12 protein-coding genes are annotated in these 16,916 nt (G+C 72.2%); 9 read left to right on the top strand and 3 right to left on the bottom strand.

The genetic code is table 11. The annotated features are described in order from the left end of the window. The first annotated feature begins 4 nt into the window (after positions 1-4). The 8 genes from ACWGJB_RS14135 to moeZ all read left to right on the top strand — a co-directional run bounded on the left by ACWGJB_RS14135 (position 5) and on the right by moeZ (position 10,067). Positions 5-1,033, top strand: a complete 1,029-nt coding sequence (locus ACWGJB_RS14135; protein WP_453380426.1) for an ABC transporter permease — start codon at positions 5-7, stop codon at positions 1,031-1,033. After that, entirely contained in the window at positions 1,030-2,028 is a 999-nt protein-coding gene (locus ACWGJB_RS14130) for an ABC transporter permease (protein ID WP_453380425.1), read from the top strand. The genes ACWGJB_RS14135 and ACWGJB_RS14130 overlap by 4 nt, the downstream gene beginning before the upstream one ends. Then, on the top strand, positions 2,025-3,617 hold the full coding sequence (locus tag ACWGJB_RS14125; RefSeq protein ID WP_453380424.1) for a dipeptide ABC transporter ATP-binding protein: 1,593 nt from the start codon (positions 2,025-2,027) through the stop codon (positions 3,615-3,617). Before ACWGJB_RS14130 ends, ACWGJB_RS14125 begins: the two co-directional genes overlap by 4 nt. 268 nt (positions 3,618-3,885) lie before the next feature. Next, positions 3,886-5,619 carry a glycosyltransferase gene (locus tag ACWGJB_RS14120; protein WP_453380658.1) on the top strand — a complete coding sequence of 578 codons (1,734 nt, stop codon included), beginning with the start codon at positions 3,886-3,888 and terminating at the stop codon, positions 5,617-5,619. A gap of 20 nt (positions 5,620-5,639) precedes the next feature. Then, a complete protein-coding gene (locus ACWGJB_RS14115) occupies positions 5,640-6,947 on the top strand; it encodes a hypothetical protein (RefSeq protein WP_453380657.1) in 1,308 nt (435 codons plus the stop codon). Positions 6,948-7,128: 181 nt separating this feature from the next. Next, positions 7,129-8,088, top strand: coding sequence for an NAD-dependent epimerase/dehydratase family protein (locus ACWGJB_RS14110; protein ID WP_453380423.1), 960 nt, complete (start codon positions 7,129-7,131; stop codon positions 8,086-8,088). Next, positions 8,076-8,825, top strand: coding sequence for a spherulation-specific family 4 protein (locus tag ACWGJB_RS14105; RefSeq protein ID WP_453380422.1), 750 nt, complete (start codon positions 8,076-8,078; stop codon positions 8,823-8,825). The genes ACWGJB_RS14110 and ACWGJB_RS14105 overlap by 13 nt, the downstream gene beginning before the upstream one ends. 63 nt (positions 8,826-8,888) lie before the next feature. Further along, positions 8,889-10,067: an adenylyltransferase/sulfurtransferase MoeZ gene (gene moeZ / locus ACWGJB_RS14100; RefSeq protein WP_351704789.1), complete on the top strand. Its 1,179-nt coding sequence runs from the start codon at positions 8,889-8,891 to the stop codon at positions 10,065-10,067. Between the two features lie 62 nt (positions 10,068-10,129). Here moeZ and ACWGJB_RS14095 read toward each other — a convergent pair whose 3' ends face one another. The 3 genes from ACWGJB_RS14095 to ACWGJB_RS14085 all read right to left on the bottom strand — a co-directional run bounded on the left by ACWGJB_RS14095 (position 10,130) and on the right by ACWGJB_RS14085 (position 16,238). Further along, a complete protein-coding gene (locus ACWGJB_RS14095; protein ID WP_453380421.1) occupies positions 10,130-11,677 on the bottom strand; it encodes an alpha/beta fold hydrolase in 1,548 nt (515 codons plus the stop codon). Positions 11,678-11,811: 134 nt separating this feature from the next. Continuing rightward, positions 11,812-13,353, bottom strand: coding sequence for an alpha/beta hydrolase (locus ACWGJB_RS14090; RefSeq protein ID WP_453380420.1), 1,542 nt, complete (start codon positions 13,351-13,353; stop codon positions 11,812-11,814). A gap of 128 nt (positions 13,354-13,481) precedes the next feature. Beyond that, a complete protein-coding gene (locus ACWGJB_RS14085; RefSeq protein WP_453380656.1) occupies positions 13,482-16,238 on the bottom strand; it encodes a lysylphosphatidylglycerol synthase domain-containing protein in 2,757 nt (918 codons plus the stop codon). A gap of 200 nt (positions 16,239-16,438) precedes the next feature. Between ACWGJB_RS14085 and ACWGJB_RS14080 the strand changes: the two genes are divergently transcribed. Then, the gene (locus ACWGJB_RS14080) at positions 16,439-16,825 is read left to right on the top strand and encodes an MGMT family protein (RefSeq protein ID WP_453380419.1); all 387 of its coding nucleotides are present in this window, start codon (positions 16,439-16,441) and stop codon (positions 16,823-16,825) included. Positions 16,826-16,916 lie beyond the last annotated feature (91 nt).

The raw sequence follows: 16,916 nt of genomic DNA, 5'->3' as shown, positions 1-16,916 counted from the left end.
CACCGTGAGCGAGGCACTTCTCGCCACCCAGGCCCCCGAGGCGCCCGCCTCGGGGGCCTCGGGGGCTCGTCAGTTCTGGCGGCGGCTGCGCACACAGCGCGCCGCCCTCGTCGCGGCCGCCGTCGTCGCGCTGCTCGTCCTGGTCGCACTCGCGGCGCCGCTGCTCACCGCGCTGGAGGGCCAGGACCCGACCACCTACCACCCGTCCCTCATCGACTCCGCGCGCGGCGGCGTCCCGATCGGCTCCCTCGGCGGCATCAGCGGCGACCACTGGCTCGGCGTCGAACCGCAGACCGGGCGGGACCTGTTCGCGCGGCTGGTGTACGGGGCCCGGGTCTCCCTGGGCGTCGCGCTGGCCGCGACCACCGTGCAGGTCGTCCTCGGCGTCATCGTGGGGGTCACGGCGGCGCTCGGCAACCGATGGGTTGATCAACTGTTGAGCCGGGTCACCGACATCATCGTCGCCATGCCGTTGATCATCATGGCGCTGGCGCTGCTGGCCGTCGTGCCCGCCAGTTTTCCGCGGCCGGTCCTGGTCTCGCTCATCATCGGCTTCGTCGCCTGGGGCACCATCGGCAAGATCACGCGGGCCGCGACGCTCTCCCTGAAGAACCTCGACTACGTGGCCGCCGCGCGGCTCAGCGGCTGGAGCACCTGGCGGATCGCCCGCCGGGAACTGCTGCCCGGCCTCGCCGCGCCCGTCATCACCTACGCCGCGCTCATGGTGCCCGCCAACATCTCCATCGAGGCCTCGCTGTCCTTCCTCGGCGTCGGCGTGAAGCCTCCGACCCCGTCCTGGGGACAGATGCTGACCTCCGCCAACATCTGGTACCAGGCGGCCCCGCAGTACCTGCTGCTGCCGGCCGGCGCCCTGTTCGTGACCGTGCTCGCGCTCACCGTGCTCGGTGACGGCATCCGCACGGCCCTCGACCCGCGGTCGGCCTCCCGGCTGCGCGTCGGCACGGGGCGCAAGCAGGAGGCGAAGGCGGCCACCGCGACGCAGGCGGCCGTGGCGAAGGAGACCCAGTCATGACCGGCTTCGCCGGATTCGCGCTGCGCCGTGCCGTCGGCGCGGTGATCACCCTGCTGGCCATCTCGGTGATCGTCTACGTCGTCTTCTACGTCACCCCCGGCAACGTCGCCCAGATCACCTGCGGCCCGCGCTGCTCGCCGGAACAGGTGCACCAGGTCTCCCAGCAGCTCAGGCTCGACGACCCGCTGTACCTGCGGTACTGGCACTTCCTGTCGGGCATCTTCGCCGGCCAGGACTACTCGACCGGCACATCTGTCGCGCACTGCTCGGCGCCCTGCCTCGGACTCTCGTACCAGAGCGACCAGCAGGTCACCCGGATCATCCTGACCAAGCTGCCGGTCAGCCTGTCCCTGGTGATCGGCGCGATGGTGCTCTGGCTGATCCTCGGGGTCGGCACCGGCATCCTCTCCGCCTGGCGGCGCGGCCGGTTCACCGAACGCGCCCTGACCGGCCTCACCCTGGCGGGCATGTCGACGCCGGTCTTCGTCATCGGGCTCGTCCTGATGATCGTGGTCTGCGGACAACTGGAGCTGCTGCCGTTCCCGGAGTACGTGTCCTTCTCGGACGACCCCGAGCAGTGGGCCTGGAACCTGTTGCTGCCGTGGTTCACCCTGGCGCTCGCCGAGGCGGCCTACTTCGCCCGCATGACCAGGGCGTCGATGCTGGAAACACTCGCCGAGGACCACATCCGGACCTTCCGGGCCTACGGTGTGGGCGAACGGTCGATCGTCGGCCGGCACGCCCTGCGCGGCGCCCTGGCGCCGATCATCGCCCTGAACGCCAACGACTTCGGCAGTGCCGTGGGCGGCGCCGTCCTCATCGAGACCCTCTTCGGCCTTCCCGGCATCGGCCAGGAACTCGTCCACGCCGTCACCGTGGTCGACCTGCCCGTCGTCGTCGGCATGGTCCTGGTCATCGGCTTCTTCGTGGTCCTCGCCAACGCCGTCGCCGACGTGCTGTACGCGGTGGCCGACCGACGGGTGGTACTGACGTGAGTCTCGTCCAAGTCACTGATCTGACCGTCGAGTTCGGCGACCTGCGGGCCGTGGACGGACTCTCCTTCGAACTGGCGGCGGGCGCCGCCCTGGCGCTGGTCGGCGAGTCCGGCTCCGGCAAGTCCACGGTCGCCTCGGCGCTGCTGGGCCTGCATCACGGCACGGGGGCGAAGGTCGGCGGCACGATCCAGGTCGCCGGCACCGACGTACAGGCCGCCACCGACGACGAACTGCGGCGGCTGCGCGGCGCCAAGGCGGCGATGGTCTTCCAGGACCCGCTCTCCTCCCTCGACCCGTACTACGCGATCGGCGACCAGATCGCCGAGGTGTACCGCGTGCACACGCGCGTGTCGCGACGGGCCGCACGCGCGCGTGCCGTGGAGGTCCTGGACCGCGTGGGCATCCCGGACGCGCCCCGCCGGTCCCGGTCCCGCCCGCACGAGTTCAGCGGCGGCATGCGCCAGCGCGCGCTGATCGCCATGGCGCTCGCCTGCGAGCCCGACCTGCTGATCGCCGACGAGCCCACCACCGCCCTCGACGTCACCGTCCAGGCCCAGATCCTCGACCTGCTGCACACCCTGCGCGAGGAGACCGGCATGGGCCTGCTGCTCGTCACGCACGACGTGGGCGTCGCCGCCGAGAGCGTCGACCAGGTGCTCGTCATGCGGCACGGGCGCGTGGTCGAGCAGGGCCCGGTCGCCGCCGTGCTCGGGGCACCCGCGCAGCCGTACACCCGGGAACTGCTCTCCGCGGTCCCGCGCGTGGACGCGGTGCGCGCGCTCTCACAGGCGTCCGAGGAGGTCGTGCTCGAGGCGTCCGGCCTGCGGCGCGAATTCGGGCGCGGCAAGGGGGCGTTCGCGGCCGTGGACGACGTGTCGCTGACCGTCCACCGGGGCGAGACCCTCGGCATCGTCGGCGAGAGCGGCAGCGGCAAGACGACGCTCGGCCGGATGCTGGTCGGGCTGCTGGAGCCGACGGCGGGAGAGGTCCGTTACGAGGGGCACGCGCGCGTGGGCGTGCGGCCGGCCGTCCAGATGGTGTTCCAGGACCCGGTGTCGTCCCTCAACCCCCGCCGCAGCGTGGGCGAGTCGATAGCCGACCCGCTCCGCGCGCGGGGTGACCGGTCTCAGGGGCGCATCCGGGGGCGTGTGATCGAACTGCTGGAGCGCGTAGGGCTCGAAGGGGCGCACTACGACCGCTACCCGCACGAGTTCAGCGGTGGTCAGCGTCAGCGCGTGGGCATCGCGCGGGCGCTCGCGGCCGACCCGCGCGTCATCGTCTGCGACGAGCCGGTATCCGCGCTGGACGTCACCACCCAGGCCCAGGTCGTCGCACTGCTCGGTGAGCTCCAGCGCGAACTCGGCCTGGCGCTCGTCTTCGTCGCCCACGACCTCGCCGTCGTCCGTCAGGTCAGCGACCGGGTCGCGGTGATGCGCCGCGGCCGGATCGTCGAGGCCGGACCCGCCGACGAGGTCTACGACAGCCCCCAGGACCCGTACACCCGGCAACTGCTGGCCGCCGTACCCGCCCTCGACCCCGAGGCCGCGGCCCGGCGCCGGGCGGCCCGGCGGGAACTGGCGTCGGCGTGACGTTTCAGCAGCTCCGGGGAGGCAACCCGATGTGACGTTTCGCTGTCGATCGATCTCTTAGCGCGACCGAACGCGAACCGCACGGGAAAGTTACGACCGTTCACCCCTTTTGGTGGCGCGATGGACAACCGTCCGTCGCGCCACCGCCTTGTCCGCATACGTTCGTCCCGCTGCGAGCCACCGAGGCAACGGTGGCTCCCCATACGGGAGATCGATCGGGGGTGCACACGTGCGCATCGGACTGCTTACGGAGGGTGGCTATCCGTATGTGAGCGGTGACGCCAGACTCTGGTGCGACCGGCTCGTGCGCGGGCTCGGGCAGCACGAGTTCGACCTCTACGCGCTCAGCCGCAGCAGGCGCCAGGAGGACGAGGGCTGGCTGCCGCTGCCGCCGCACGTCAGCCGGGTACGGACGGCACCCCTGTGGACCGCCGAGGAGGACGGGGTCACGTACGGCCGGCGCGCGCGCCGGCGCTTCGTCGAGAGCTACGGGGAGCTGGCGGCGGTGCTGTGCGCCGGACCGGGCGTCGGCGGCCCGGCCGGTGCGGGCCTGGACGGAGCGGACGGCGCGAACAGTGCGGAAGGCTCCGGTGCCGGACCCGGCCATCTGGCGGACCGTTTCGGCAGCGCGCTCTACGGACTCGCCGAACTCGCCCGTGACGAGGGCGGACTGGGCGGCGCACTCCGCTCCGACAGCGCCGTGCGCGCCCTGGAGCGCGCCTGCCGCGCACCCGGCGCAGTCGGGGCCGCGCGCGAGGCGCGCGTGCCGGATCTGCTCGCCGTAGCCGCGCACCTCGAACGCACCCTGCGCCCCCTCTCGCTCGACTGGTACGGCGACGACGGCCTCGGCGCCGCCGACCTCTGCCACGCCACCGCCGGCGGCCCGGCCGCCCTGCCCGGCCTGCTCGCCCGCCACTTCTGCGACGTGCCGCTGCTGGTCACCGAGTACGGCGTGCAGCTGCGTTCGCACTACCTCGCCTCCGGCCCCGACGCGGCCACCCCGGCCGTGCGCGCCCTGCTCGCCGCCTTCCACGGCCGGCTCGCCGCCGAGGTCTACGGCCGCGCCGCGATCATCACTCCCGGCAACGCGCACGCCCGCCGCTGGCAGGAGCGCTGCGGCGCCGACCGCGCCCGCATCCGCACCGTCCATCCGGGCATGGAGGCCGCCCGCTTCGCCGAGGTCGGCGAGGCGCCGGACCGGGCCGACCCGGACACGCTCGTGTGGGTCGGCCGGACAGAACCGTCCAAGGACCTGGTGTCGCTGCTGCACGCCTTCGCGGAGGTCCGCAAGGAGGAGCCCAAGGCACGGTTGCGGGTCGTGGGCGCCCCGGCGGGGCCGGAGGGCCGGGCCTACCTGGGCCACTGCAAGGCGCTCGCCGCCCAGCTCTTCCCGGACGAGGCCGAAGGAGTGCACGCCGTCGGCGACAACCCGGTCGCCTTCGAGGAGATCGGCGGCCCGGAGGCACCGACCCTCGCCGACGCCTACGCGTCCGGATCGGTCGTCGTCCTCTCCAGCGTCGTCGAGGGTTTCCCGGTCGGCCTCGTCGAGGCGATGCTCTGCGCCCGCGCGACCGTTTCCACCGACGTCGGCGCCGTGGTGGAGGTCATCGGCGGCACCGGTCTCGTCGTACCCCCGCGCAATCCGCGGGCGCTCGCGGAGGCGTGCGTGGCGCTGCTGCGCGACCCCGAGCGCCGTGAGCGTCTCGGAGCCGCGGCACGCGCCCGGGCGCTCGAACTGTTCACCGTCGAGCAGAACGTCGCGGCATTTCACGGCATTTACCTGGAGATCGTCTCGCACTGCCCGGTGCGCCGGGTCGTCCTCGACGAGGCAGGCGAGCCGCTGCCGTTCGCCGCTCCTGCCGAGGCCCATGTCCCCGGCCGCTGGACCGGTCCGACGGCCCGCGTCGTGAGCCGGGGCGGCCCCGGCTGGGCCCTGGGCGCCGCACCGCGGCCGACCCCGGTACGGGTCACCCCGCTCGCGGCCCCGGAGGGCGCCCTGTGAACGGCGACGAGGACGGCGCCATGAACGGCGGTCCGGGGGAGCCGGACCGGGCCGAGCGCCCCGGCGGGGCCGACGCCTGGGACGCGCGGTCTGAGGAATGGCTCCTGGGCGCGGTGGACGACGGCTCGGAAGACACCCTGTCCCGGAGCGGGGCTCGGCATTCGGCCGCGATCGCCGGCGGGGGCCACACCCGGACCGCCCCGGGCACCACGGGCAGCCGCAGACCCACCCCACGTCGAGGCGCCGCCGATCCCGTGAAAGCTCTGATGCACCGCCACCGCGCCCTCTGCGAGCAGGCCGTCGACCCACTGGAGATCGCGGCCGGCCTCGAAGCGCACGGCGTCACCGACCGGACCGCCGCCCGCTTCCGGCACCGTGACGTCTTCTCACTCGCCGAGGAGCTCTACGCGCGCGTGCCCCGCGACGGCGACCCGCGCCCGCGCCCGGAACCGGCGCCCCCGCCCCGCGTGCGCGCCGACTGGGCGCTGCTCACTCTCCTGCCGGGCGCGGTCGGCGCGGCGGTGGTGACCGGCGTACGGCTCACCGAGGGGCGGCCCCGCCTCCTGACGGCGGCCGTCGGCGTGCTCGCCCTCGCCCTGGCCGCGCGCCTGGCCCTGCGCCGCGGCCCCCTCGCCGGGCCCGCCCGCACCCTCGCCCGGCACACCGTGACCGGCACGCGCGTGTGGACCTGCTGGCTCCTTGCCTACGCCCTCCTCGGCAACGGCCTCCTGCGCGCCGTCCTGGACGGCGGCCCCGACGGCCTCCCGACCGGCGCCGCGGACGGCTCCTGGCCGGTGACCACCGCGCCCGTCCTGGCCCTCACCCTGGCCTGCGCCCCGGCCGCCTGGAGCGCCCATCTCTTCACGGCGGGCGCCCGCCGCAGGCTCACGGGCAGCCGGGGCCTGGAGGAGTTCGCCGGGTCCGTGCAGCCGCTGCTGCTCGGCACGTTCGCCCTCTACCTGGGCGTCCTCACCGCCCTGCTCGCCCTGTGCGGCGCCGCCCTGGGAGAACCCGCCGGCTACCCGGAGGCCCTCACCCTCGGCGCCCTCCTGCTGCTCGCCCGCCTCCTCACCGTCCACAACGTGCCGCAGCGCCCCGCCCTCGCCCTCGCCGCCGCCACGGAAGCGGCCGCCGTGGGGCTGGTCCTGGCCGGCCGGCTGCCGGGCTGCGCCTTCCTGGCGACCCCCGTCGACGCCCTGGCCGATGCCTGGGGCGCGGGCGGCGTCCCGGTACTCGTCTGCGGCGCCGCGGCCCTGGCGCTGCTGTTCCAGGCGACCCGCACGCTCACCCGGGCCTCGGCCCACGCGCCGACGGGAGACCCCGAGTGAGCAGAGCCGCCGTTCTCTTCGCCTGCCTCGCCGTGCCGTCGCGGCGGCAGGCGCCCGGCATCCCGCCGGAGGCAACCGCACCACCCCTTGAAGGAGACCGCCAGATGACCACCTCCCGACCCGGACCCGGAGCGTCCGGAACCACCGGAGTCGCCGGAGCGCACACCCCGGGAGCCATGCGATGAGGGTTCTGCTGATCGGAGCCAACGGATACCTCGGCCGCTTCGTCGCCGACCGGCTGCTCGCCGACCCGGCCGTCCAGCTCACCGCGCTCGGCCGCGGTGACGACGCCGACGTCCGCTTCGACCTCGCCACCGGCAGTCCCGGTGCGCTCACCCGCTTCCTCGACGCGGTCCACCCGGGCGTCATCGTGAACTGCGCCGGCGCCACCCGCGGCGGTGCCCGGGAACTCACCCGGCACAACACCGTCGCCGTCGCCACCGTCTGCGAGGCCCTGCGCCGCAGCGGCTGCGGCGCCCGCCTGGTGCAGATCGGCTGCGGCGCCGAGTACGGCCCGAGCCAGCCCGGCTCCTCCACGGCCGAGGACGCCGTACCGCGCCCCGGCGGCCCGTACGGCGTCAGCAAACTCGCCGCCACCGAACTGGTCCTCGGGTCGGGCCTGGACGCCGTCGTGCTGCGCGTCTTCTCGCCCGCCGGGCCCGGCACCCCGGCCGGCTCCCCGCTCGGCCGCCTCGCCGAAGCCATGCGCCGCGCCATGCAGTCCGGCGACGGCGAGCTCAAACTCGGCGGCCTCGGCGCCCAGCGCGACTTCATCGACGTACGCGACGTCGCCCGCGCCGTCCACGCGGCCTCGCTCTCCGCCGCCCAAGGCGTCATCAACATCGGTTCGGGCCGCGCCGTCCGCCTCCGCGACGCCGCCGGCGTCCTCGCCCGGGTCGCCGGATACGGCGGCGCCCTGCACGAACTCGACGGCCCGCCCGGCCCGCTGCGCAGCCCCATCGGCCACCCCCGCCTGGACCCCGACCACGCGGCCCCGGTCGCCTACCCGTACCCGGACGGCTGCGGCAGCTGGCAGCAGGCCGACGTGCGCTGCGCCCGCGACCGGCTCGGCTGGCGGCCCCGTATCAACCTCGAAGAGTCCCTCGCGGACATCTGGATGGAGGCGGCATGCCGCATCTGACCAGCACCAGGTCGGGCGCCGCGACCACCGGCGTCCGCACCGCCTTCGGCATCCCGGGCTACGCCCACCCCCTCCTCGCCCCGGCGCAGTGGGCCGAACTCACCCGCCCGGGCACCCCTTTGCACTGGGTCGTCCTCAACGTGGCGAACGGCCCCGGCAGCCGCCCCGACCCGCACTGCCTGGAAGCAGCCGGCAGGCTCCGCAACGCGGGCGTCCGCGTCCTCGGCCGCCTGGACACCACCTACGGCGCCCGCCCCCACGGCGACCTGGTCCTGGACGCCCGCCGCTATCACGACTGGTACCGCGTCGACGGCTTCCTGCTGGAGCGCTGCCCCGGCGAACGCACGGCGCTCCCCGAGATCCGCCGCGCCGTCGCCACGCTCCGCACCATCGGTGACGCGCCCCACATCGTCCTCGGTCACGGCACCCACCCCCATCCGGGCTACGCGGAGAACGCCGACCAACTGGTGACCTTCGCCGGCCCGTGGAGCGACTACCGCTGGTCGCATGTCGCCGAGTGGACCGCGGACTATCCGCCGGACCGCTTCTGTCATTTCGTGCACGGCATACCTCGCGGCCACCTCGACGAGGCACTGCGCATCGCCCGCTGGCAGGGCGCCGCGACCATCTACTTCACGGACCGTACGGATCACGGTGGTCGCGTGGACCCCTGGGAGAACATGCCCGGCTACTGGGACGACATCGTCTCGCGGGTCGGGACAGGTGTCTCGGAATGAAGATGGCCATGGCAGTGTTACAGGGAGAACATCTGTAGTGATTGACCGACCAACGGAGTCCCCGTGTCGCTGCCACCCCTGGTCGAGCCAGCCTCTGAGCTCACCGTAGACGAGGTCCGCAGGTACTCCCGCCACCTGATCATCCCCGATGTCGGGATGGACGGGCAGAAGCGGCTGAAGAACGCCAAGGTGCTCTGTGTGGGCGCCGGCGGCCTGGGCTCGCCGGCGCTGATGTACCTCGCCGCGGCCGGTGTCGGCACCCTCGGCATCGTGGAGTTCGACGAGGTCGACGAGTCGAACCTGCAGCGTCAGATCATCCACAGCCAGGCCGACATCGGCCGCTCCAAGGCCGAGTCTGCCCGTGACTCCGTCCTCGGCATCAACCCGTACGTGAACGTGGTCCTTCACGAAGAGCGGCTCGAGGCCGAGAACGTGATGGACATCTTCAGCCAGTACGACCTGATCGTCGACGGCACGGACAACTTCGCCACCCGCTACCTGGTCAACGACGCCTGCGTGCTGCTCAACAAGCCGTACGTCTGGGGCTCGATCTACCGCTTCGACGGCCAGGCCTCGGTCTTCTGGTCCGAGTACGGTCCCTGCTACCGCTGCCTCTACCCGGAGCCCCCGCCGCCGGGCATGGTCCCCTCCTGCGCCGAGGGCGGCGTGCTGGGCGTCCTCTGCGCGTCCATCGGCTCCATCCAGGTCACCGAGGCCATCAAGGTCCTCACCGGCACCGGCGAGCCCCTCGTCGGCCGCCTGATGATCTACGACGCCCTGGAGATGCAGTACCGCCAGGTGAAGGTCCGCAAGGACCCGAACTGCGCGGTCTGCGGCGAGAACCCGACCGTCACCGAGCTCATCGACTACGAGGCCTTCTGCGGCGTCGTCTCCGAGGAGGCCCAGCAGGCTGCCGCCGGCTCGACGATCACTCCCAAGCAGCTCAAGGAGTGGATCGACGACGGCGAGAACATCGAGATCATCGACGTCCGCGAGCCGAACGAGTACGAGATCGTCTCCATCCCGGGCGCCAAGCTGATCCCGAAGAACGAGTTCCTGCTCGGCACCGCCCTGGAGGGCCTGCCCCAGGACAAGAAGATCGTCCTGCACTGCAAGACGGGTGTCCGCAGTGCGGAGGTCCTCGCGGTCCTGAAGTCGGCGGGCTTCGCGGACGCCGTGCACGTCGGCGGCGGCGTGATCGGCTGGGTCAACCAGATCGAGCCGGAGAAGCCGGTCTACTGAGCGCAGTCTCCGCGACGGGCGGGGGTTTCGGGTGCGGCAGGCGCCCGAAGCCCCCGCCTTCGTCATGAGCAGACCTTGCCGTCCTTCGGGACCGTGCCGCCCAGCAGGTAGCCGTTCACCGTCGAGTCCACGCAGTCGCTCCCGCGGCCGTACGCGCCATGGCCCTCGCCCTTCCAGGTCAGCTCGACGCCGACGCCCTTGCCCAGCTCGTCGGCCATTCGCCGGGCGCCCTCGTACGGGGTCGCCGGGTCGCCCGTATTGCCGACCAGCAGGATCGGGGCCGAGCCCGGGGCGCTCACCTCCGGGGTGTCGTACTCCCCGGCCACCGGCCAGTCGTGGCACCAGCCGGCCGTGTCCCAGCCCAGGAAGTCGCCGAAGACGGGCGAGATCTTCTCGAAGGCGGCCAGCAGCTTCTTCGTCTGGGCGAGCGTGGGCCGTTGCCTGTCGTCCAGGCACGATATGACCCGCTGGGAGTGGGCGGTCGTGCCGTAGTGCCCCGAGGAGTCACGTTCGTTGTACTGGTCCGCGAGCGACAGCAGCTCCGAGCCGTCGCCGTCCTCGGCCGCCTGGAGCGCGCTGGTCAGCGTCGGCCAGCTGTCCTGGCTGTACAGCGGCAGGACGATACCGGTGACCGCGAGGGTCTGGGTCAGCTTCCGCCCGGAGGAGGTCGCGAGCGGCTCGGTGTCGAGCTTCTTCAGCAGGGCCGCGATCTTCTGCGAGCCCTGCTCCGAGTCCTGTCCGGTGGACTTGAGGTAGTCGTCCAGCGCCCGTTGGAACCCCTCGGTCTGGTTCTTCGCGTGGCCGACCGAGTCCGCGGTCGGGTCGACCACCGCGTCCAGGATCAGCCGCCCCACCTTGTTGGGGAACAAGTGGGCGTAGACACCGCCCAGTTCGGTGCCGTACGAGATGCCGAAATAGTGCATCTCCGTATCACCGAGCACCTGGCGCATCAGATCCATGTCCCGGGCCGTGTCGGTCGTCGAGACGTGCGCGATCAGCTCGCCGTCCGCAGTCTCGCAGCCCTTGCCGAAGGCGGCGGCGTCCTTGAAGTACGCCGTCTCCTCCGCCGCCGTGTCCGGGGTGGCGTCGATCGACTCGGCGGACCGCATGTCCTTGTCGCTGCGACACCGGATCCCCTCACTGGCGCCCACCCCGCGCGGATCCCAGCTCACCAGGTCGTACCGCTCGCGCAGCGTGGAGACGGTGGTGGCGTAGTACGGCATCATCGAGACGCCCGAGCCGCCGGGACCGCCGAAGTTGAACAGCAACGAGCCGATCCGCTTGCCCGAACCCCCGCTCGCCTTCGCCCGGATCAGCGCCAGCCCTATGGTCTTCCCGTCCGGCTTCGACCAGTCCAGCGGCACCTTCAGTGTCGCGCACCGCCACTCGCCACCGGGTGCGGCGGAGTCCGAAGTGGAGGTGCAGCGGCCCCAGTCGAGCTTCTGGGAGGTGAGGGAGGAGGGCAGGGCGGCAGAGGCGGTGGAAGCCGGTGACGGCTGTTCGGACCGTGTCTTCCCTTCGTCCCCGCCCCCGCCGGACGACCCACCGCCGCACCCGGCCACGAGCAACCCCGCGGCAACAGCGGCCGCCCACCGTACGAGACGCAACATGCGCGCACACCCCCCTCACAGGCTCTCCGCAGGTTCGTCGCGGAAAGCGGTCAGGTCATAGTAGGCGGATCGAGCGAAGGCTGTTGCGGCCTGTGGATAACCTTTTGACCTGCGGTTTCTTAGCTCTCCCGTGCTCACGAACAGACCGTGCCGGCCTTCGGTACCTTCCCCTCCAGCAGGTAGCCGTTCACGGTCGACTGCACGCACTTGTTCTTGCTGTCGTAGGCCCCGTGCCCCTGCCCCTTGTACGTCAGCTCCACCCCGACGCCCTTCCCCAGCGACTCCACCATCTTCTTCGCGCCCTCGTACGGCGTGGCCGGGTCGCCCGTGTTGCCCACGACCAGGATCGGCGCCGACCCGGGCGCGCTGACGTCGGGATGGTCGGCGGCGCCCGGCACCGCCCAGCTCGTGCAGCTGACCATGCCCCACGCCAGGTAGTCGCCGAACAGCGGGGACGCGGCCCGGAATTCGGGCAGTTTCTGCTGGACGTAGTCGGCGGTGTACCGAGGCTTCTCGTCGGCGCAGTTGATGGCGATGTTCGCCGCCGTGATGTTGCTGTACTCGCCGTTCTGGCTGCGGCCGTTCATGGAGTCGGACAGCAGCATCAGGATCTTCCCGTCGCCGTCGTACGCCTCTTCGAGTCCCTCGGTGAGGTACTCCCAGAAGTCCTTGGAGTACAGGGACTGCGCGATGCCGTTGGTGGCGGCGGTCTGGGTCAGCTGGCGGGGGAGGATGCCGGGGATCGGCTTCGTGTCGAGGTCCACGAGGAGCTTGGCGATACGGTCCTTCACGTCCTGCGGGGTGTCGCCGATCGGGCACTCGGTCTTCTTGGAGGTGCAGTCCTCGGCGAAGTTGTCGAGCGCGAGCTGGAAGCCCTTGGCCTGTCCCAGCGAGCTCTGCTCGGGGTTCTGGGTGGGGTCGATGACGCCGTCGAGGACGGCCCGGCCCACGTTTTTCGGGAACAAGTGGGCGTAGACGCCGCCGAGTTCGGTGCCGTAGGAGATGCCGAAGTAGTGCAGCTGCTTGTCGCCGAGGACCTGGCGCATGAGGTCCATGTCGCGGGCCGCGTCGGTGGTGCGTACATGCGGCAGGATCGTCTTGGAGTTCTTCTCGCAGGCGGCGTTGAACTGCTTGGTGCGGTTGATCAGCTGGGTGCGCTCGGCGCTGGTCTCGGGTGTCGCGTCCTCCTGGAAGTAGTTGTCGAGCTGTTCGTCGTTCTCGCACTCGACGGGGTCGCTGCGGCCGACTCCGCGCGGGTCGAAGCTGACGAGGTCGTAGCGGGTGCGCAGGGCCGCGTAGTCCTCGCCGAACGCGGGGAGCGTGGTGACGCCGCTGCCGCCGGGCCCGCCGAAGTTGAAGATCAGGGAGCCGATCCGCTTGCTCGCGTCACCGCTGGCCTTGGCACGGATCAGCGCGAGACCGATGGTGGCGCCCTTCGGCTTCGACCAGTCCAGCGGCGCCTTCATGGTCGCGCACTGCCAGGCACCGCCACCGGGCAGCGGCGAGGGGGTGTCGCCACCGCCCTCGGCCTCGTCGGGAGCCGGGCAGGCCTTCCAGTCCAGCTTCTGTGCCGCCAGATCCCCGTCCTTGGCACCGTCGCTGCACCCGGTCAGCAGGGAGGACAGCACCAGGGCGGTGGCCAGGGCGGCGACACGGATCCGGAAGGGGTTCGGCATGGTCCCATCCTGGGGTCGCACGCGCCCACGCGCGCGGGGCGCGAGCCGTACGAGGTACGACCCCGGTACGCCCGTGGCGCATCCCGTACCCGCCGGAGCGTCTCGTGCCCCCGGCGCCGTCGCCGTGGCTAGAGCGCTCCCTTGCGGGACAGGTGGTTGAAGGCCAGCCAGCCGGGCAGGACCGGCAGCCACAGGGTCAGCAGCCGGTACAGCAGGACGGCGGGGGCCGCGACTTCCTTGGGCAGGCCGACGGCGATGAGGCCGACGGTCAGGGTCGCCTCGACCGCGCCGACTCCGCCCGGGGTCGGCGCCGCGGAGCCGAGCGCGTTTCCGGCGAGGAAGACGACGGCGACGCTGGCGATGCTGAGCGAGGTGCCCTCGTTGCCGAACGCACGGATGGAGGCGTCCAGGCACATCACGAAGCAGGCGGTGAGCAGCAGCATGCCGCCGATGCCGGTGACGAGCTTCTGCGGCCGCTGCAGCACGTCCAGCATGCGAGGTACGACGCCCGCGAACAGCGACCGCACGCGCGTGGAGACGAATTTCCGCAGGAACGGCACCGAGGTCACCACGAGGACCAGGACGGCTACGGTCAGCAGGCCCGCGATGACGGTGCGGGACGGCGACAGCGACGGGGTCTTCTCGGTGCCGGTCAGATAGCCGAAGGAGAGCAGCATCAGGATGTGACAGCCGAGCCCGAACAGCTGCGAGGCGCCGACGCTCGCCACCGCGAGGCCGGGGCGCACACCGGCGCGCTGCAGGAAGCGTGTGTTGAGGGCGACACCGCCGACCGCCGCGGGCGCCACGATCTTCACGAACGACCCGGCGACCTGCGCCGCCACGGTCCGCACGAACGGCACCCGCTCGGGCACGAATCCGAGCAGCGCCATCGCGGCGGCGACATAGCTGACCGCCGAGAACAGCACCGCGGCGATCACCCAGCCCCACTGGGCGTTCGCGACCAGGGGGCCGAACTCGATGTGGGTGAGCTGGGTCAGCAGGTAGTACGCGCCGATCGCGCCGGCGATGAGGCTGATCAGCGTGCGCGGCCGCACCCGCTCCAGGCGGGCCGGCTCGACGGGCGCCTGCGGCCTGATCTTCAGCACCTGGTGCCGGATCTGGGTGAGCAGGTCCTCCTCGCGGGCCTCTTCCAGCGCGTCGTCCAGGGCCCGCTTCTCGGCCCGCTGCTCGGCGCGCACCGTCTTCTTGTCGGGCTTCTCGGCCTCCTCCGCGCGGGCCTGCTTGGCCTGCCGGGACGCCTCCAGGACCGCGTCGCGTTCGCGCTGGGCGCGCTCTCTGGCCAGTCTTCGCAGCGTCGCGCGCGTGGAGCGGGTGAGCGCGATCGGCTGGAGCATCGGCAGACAGTCGGCGACGGCGTCGGGCCCGAGGACACCCACCGCCGAGGCCACCGCCCGCTCGGCGCCGACCCGCAGGCCGAGCGTGGTGACCAGCTGGGCGACGTCCATGCGCAGCAGCAGTTCGCCGGCCGCGATCTCACCGCCGCGCAGATCCGTGAGGATCACCTGGCCGGAACGATCCACCACGATGGCGTCACCCGCGAGTCTGCGGTGCGCGATCCGGCGCGACTGCAGCGCCTGTACCTGGTGCCAGGTGTGGTGCAGCAGTTCGTCGGTGATCTCCTCGTCGGCCAGCGAGTCGAGGGTGCGGCCGCCGGTGTGCTCGTAGACGAGCATCACGGCGTCCGGGCCGAGCTCGGAGGTGGCGATCAGCTTGGGCGCGTTGGCGCCGGCCGCGATCGCCGCGTACGCCAGCAGCGCCTCCTGCTCCAGGGCCTGGCGCAGCGACTGGAGGCTGGAGCGGGTGGCGAAGCCGCGCAGCGTCAGGTTGCGCCACGCGCGGTAGAAGAAGCCCTGGGCCTGCTGTTCCCGGTCCACGACCGTGACGTCCAGCGGCGGGCCGTCCTCCAGGGTGACGAAGTAGCGCCGGCCCCGGTCGCCGTTCTCGCTGTCCAGGGCCTCCTCGCGGGCCGCGCCGACCGGGTGGAAGCCGACGTGCCGCAGCCCCGCCAGCAGGGTCCGGCCGGTGGGGCGGACGTTGGGGGAGCCGACCGCGTAGAGCGTGCCGTAGGCGACGGTCCAGCCGATCAGCACCGTGAGGATGATCGAGAACGGTGTCGTGTAGCCGGTGACAAGCATGGAGAACGCGTCGAGCATCAGCACGATCCACAGGACCGCACGCCATCTCGGCCGCCGGGACATGCCGACGGCCGTCATATAGGCGATGACGGGCGCGAGATAGCCGTGCACCGGGTCGGTGAGGGCGTGGATGTCACCGGGGGAGGGCTGGGTGAGCGCCTCCTGGATCGAGTCCGGGGCGGCCCGGGCCACCCACAGGTCGGTGGCGAGGGTCACACCATGGGCGAGGACGGCCGCGAGCACGCCGTCGGCGATGCGCAGCCCGTCCCGCTTGATCAGCCGCTCGATGGCGAACGCGACCGGCACCAGCAGGATCGCGATGCTGGAGGCCAGCCCCGCGATCTTGATCAGCAGGTCGGGGGCCTGCCCGGTGCCCTTGTTGATGTCCTGTTCGAGCCCGGAGGTGGTGCCGTGCGCGAACGCGGCGATGCCGAGCAGCACGGCGACGGCGAGCACGCCGACCAAAAGGCGCATGAGGTCGGAGGGGCGGTGCACGCGCGCGGGGAGCAGCGGTTCGTCGCCCTCCACCTCGTCCGTGTGGATCTCGTCCGGCACGTGTTCCGCCTCGGAGGCGTCGGGGGCGGCGTCGGGTCCGACGGTGGGGGGCGGGTGTCCGGCGTCCGGCTCCACGACCTCCGCGCGCGCGGATTCCGAAGGTACGGTGCCGGATTCGGCCGCTTCCGGGCGTGCGGCGGCGTCAGAGGTGCCCGCCGCTCCGTCGGGGTGCATGCCCTGCTGTTCGGTCGTCTCTTCTTGATCTCGTATCACCAGTCACCGCCCGCACGATGGTGGCATGCCCCACCGACACACGAGGGCATCAGGGTGCAGATGCGGGGGCGCACAGTCTGCCCCAAGCGCCGCCCGAGGGCGAGGCGGAGACCGGACGCGGACCGCGCGGGTTGTCGGTGGGGTGCGGCAGGATGGGGCGAATGAGCGAGCAGAGACTTCCCGAGGGCACCCGAGAGGGGTACGCGGACGAACTGCCCGAGTACGCCGAGCGGGTCCTGGAGGTCGCCGAGCGGATCCCGCCCGGGCGCGTGATGACGTACGGCGACGTCGCGGAGTGGCTGGAGGAGGGAGGACCGCGCCAGGTGGGACGGGTGATGTCCCTCTACGGCGGCTCCGTCCCCTGGTGGCGGGTGGTGCGCGCCGACGGGGTGCTGCTGCCGGGGCACGAGCTGAGCGCCCTGGACCACTACCGCGCGGAGGGCACCGCGCTGAAGGAGGCGAACAGGGCCGCGGAGGGCCATCTGCCGCGGCTCGACATGAAGCGGGCGCGGTGGGACGGCGACGCGGACTCGGGGGCTCACACCTGACAGCTTCCGCCATCCGAGGCCCTCGGGGGGAACCAGTGGCTCGTTCGAGGGACACCGGGGACATCCGTGGCATGACGTACGTTCGTGGGAT

Source organism: Streptomyces sp. NPDC054813 (assembly GCF_053611365.1).
This window is presented reverse-complemented; position numbering and strand designations above follow the sequence as displayed.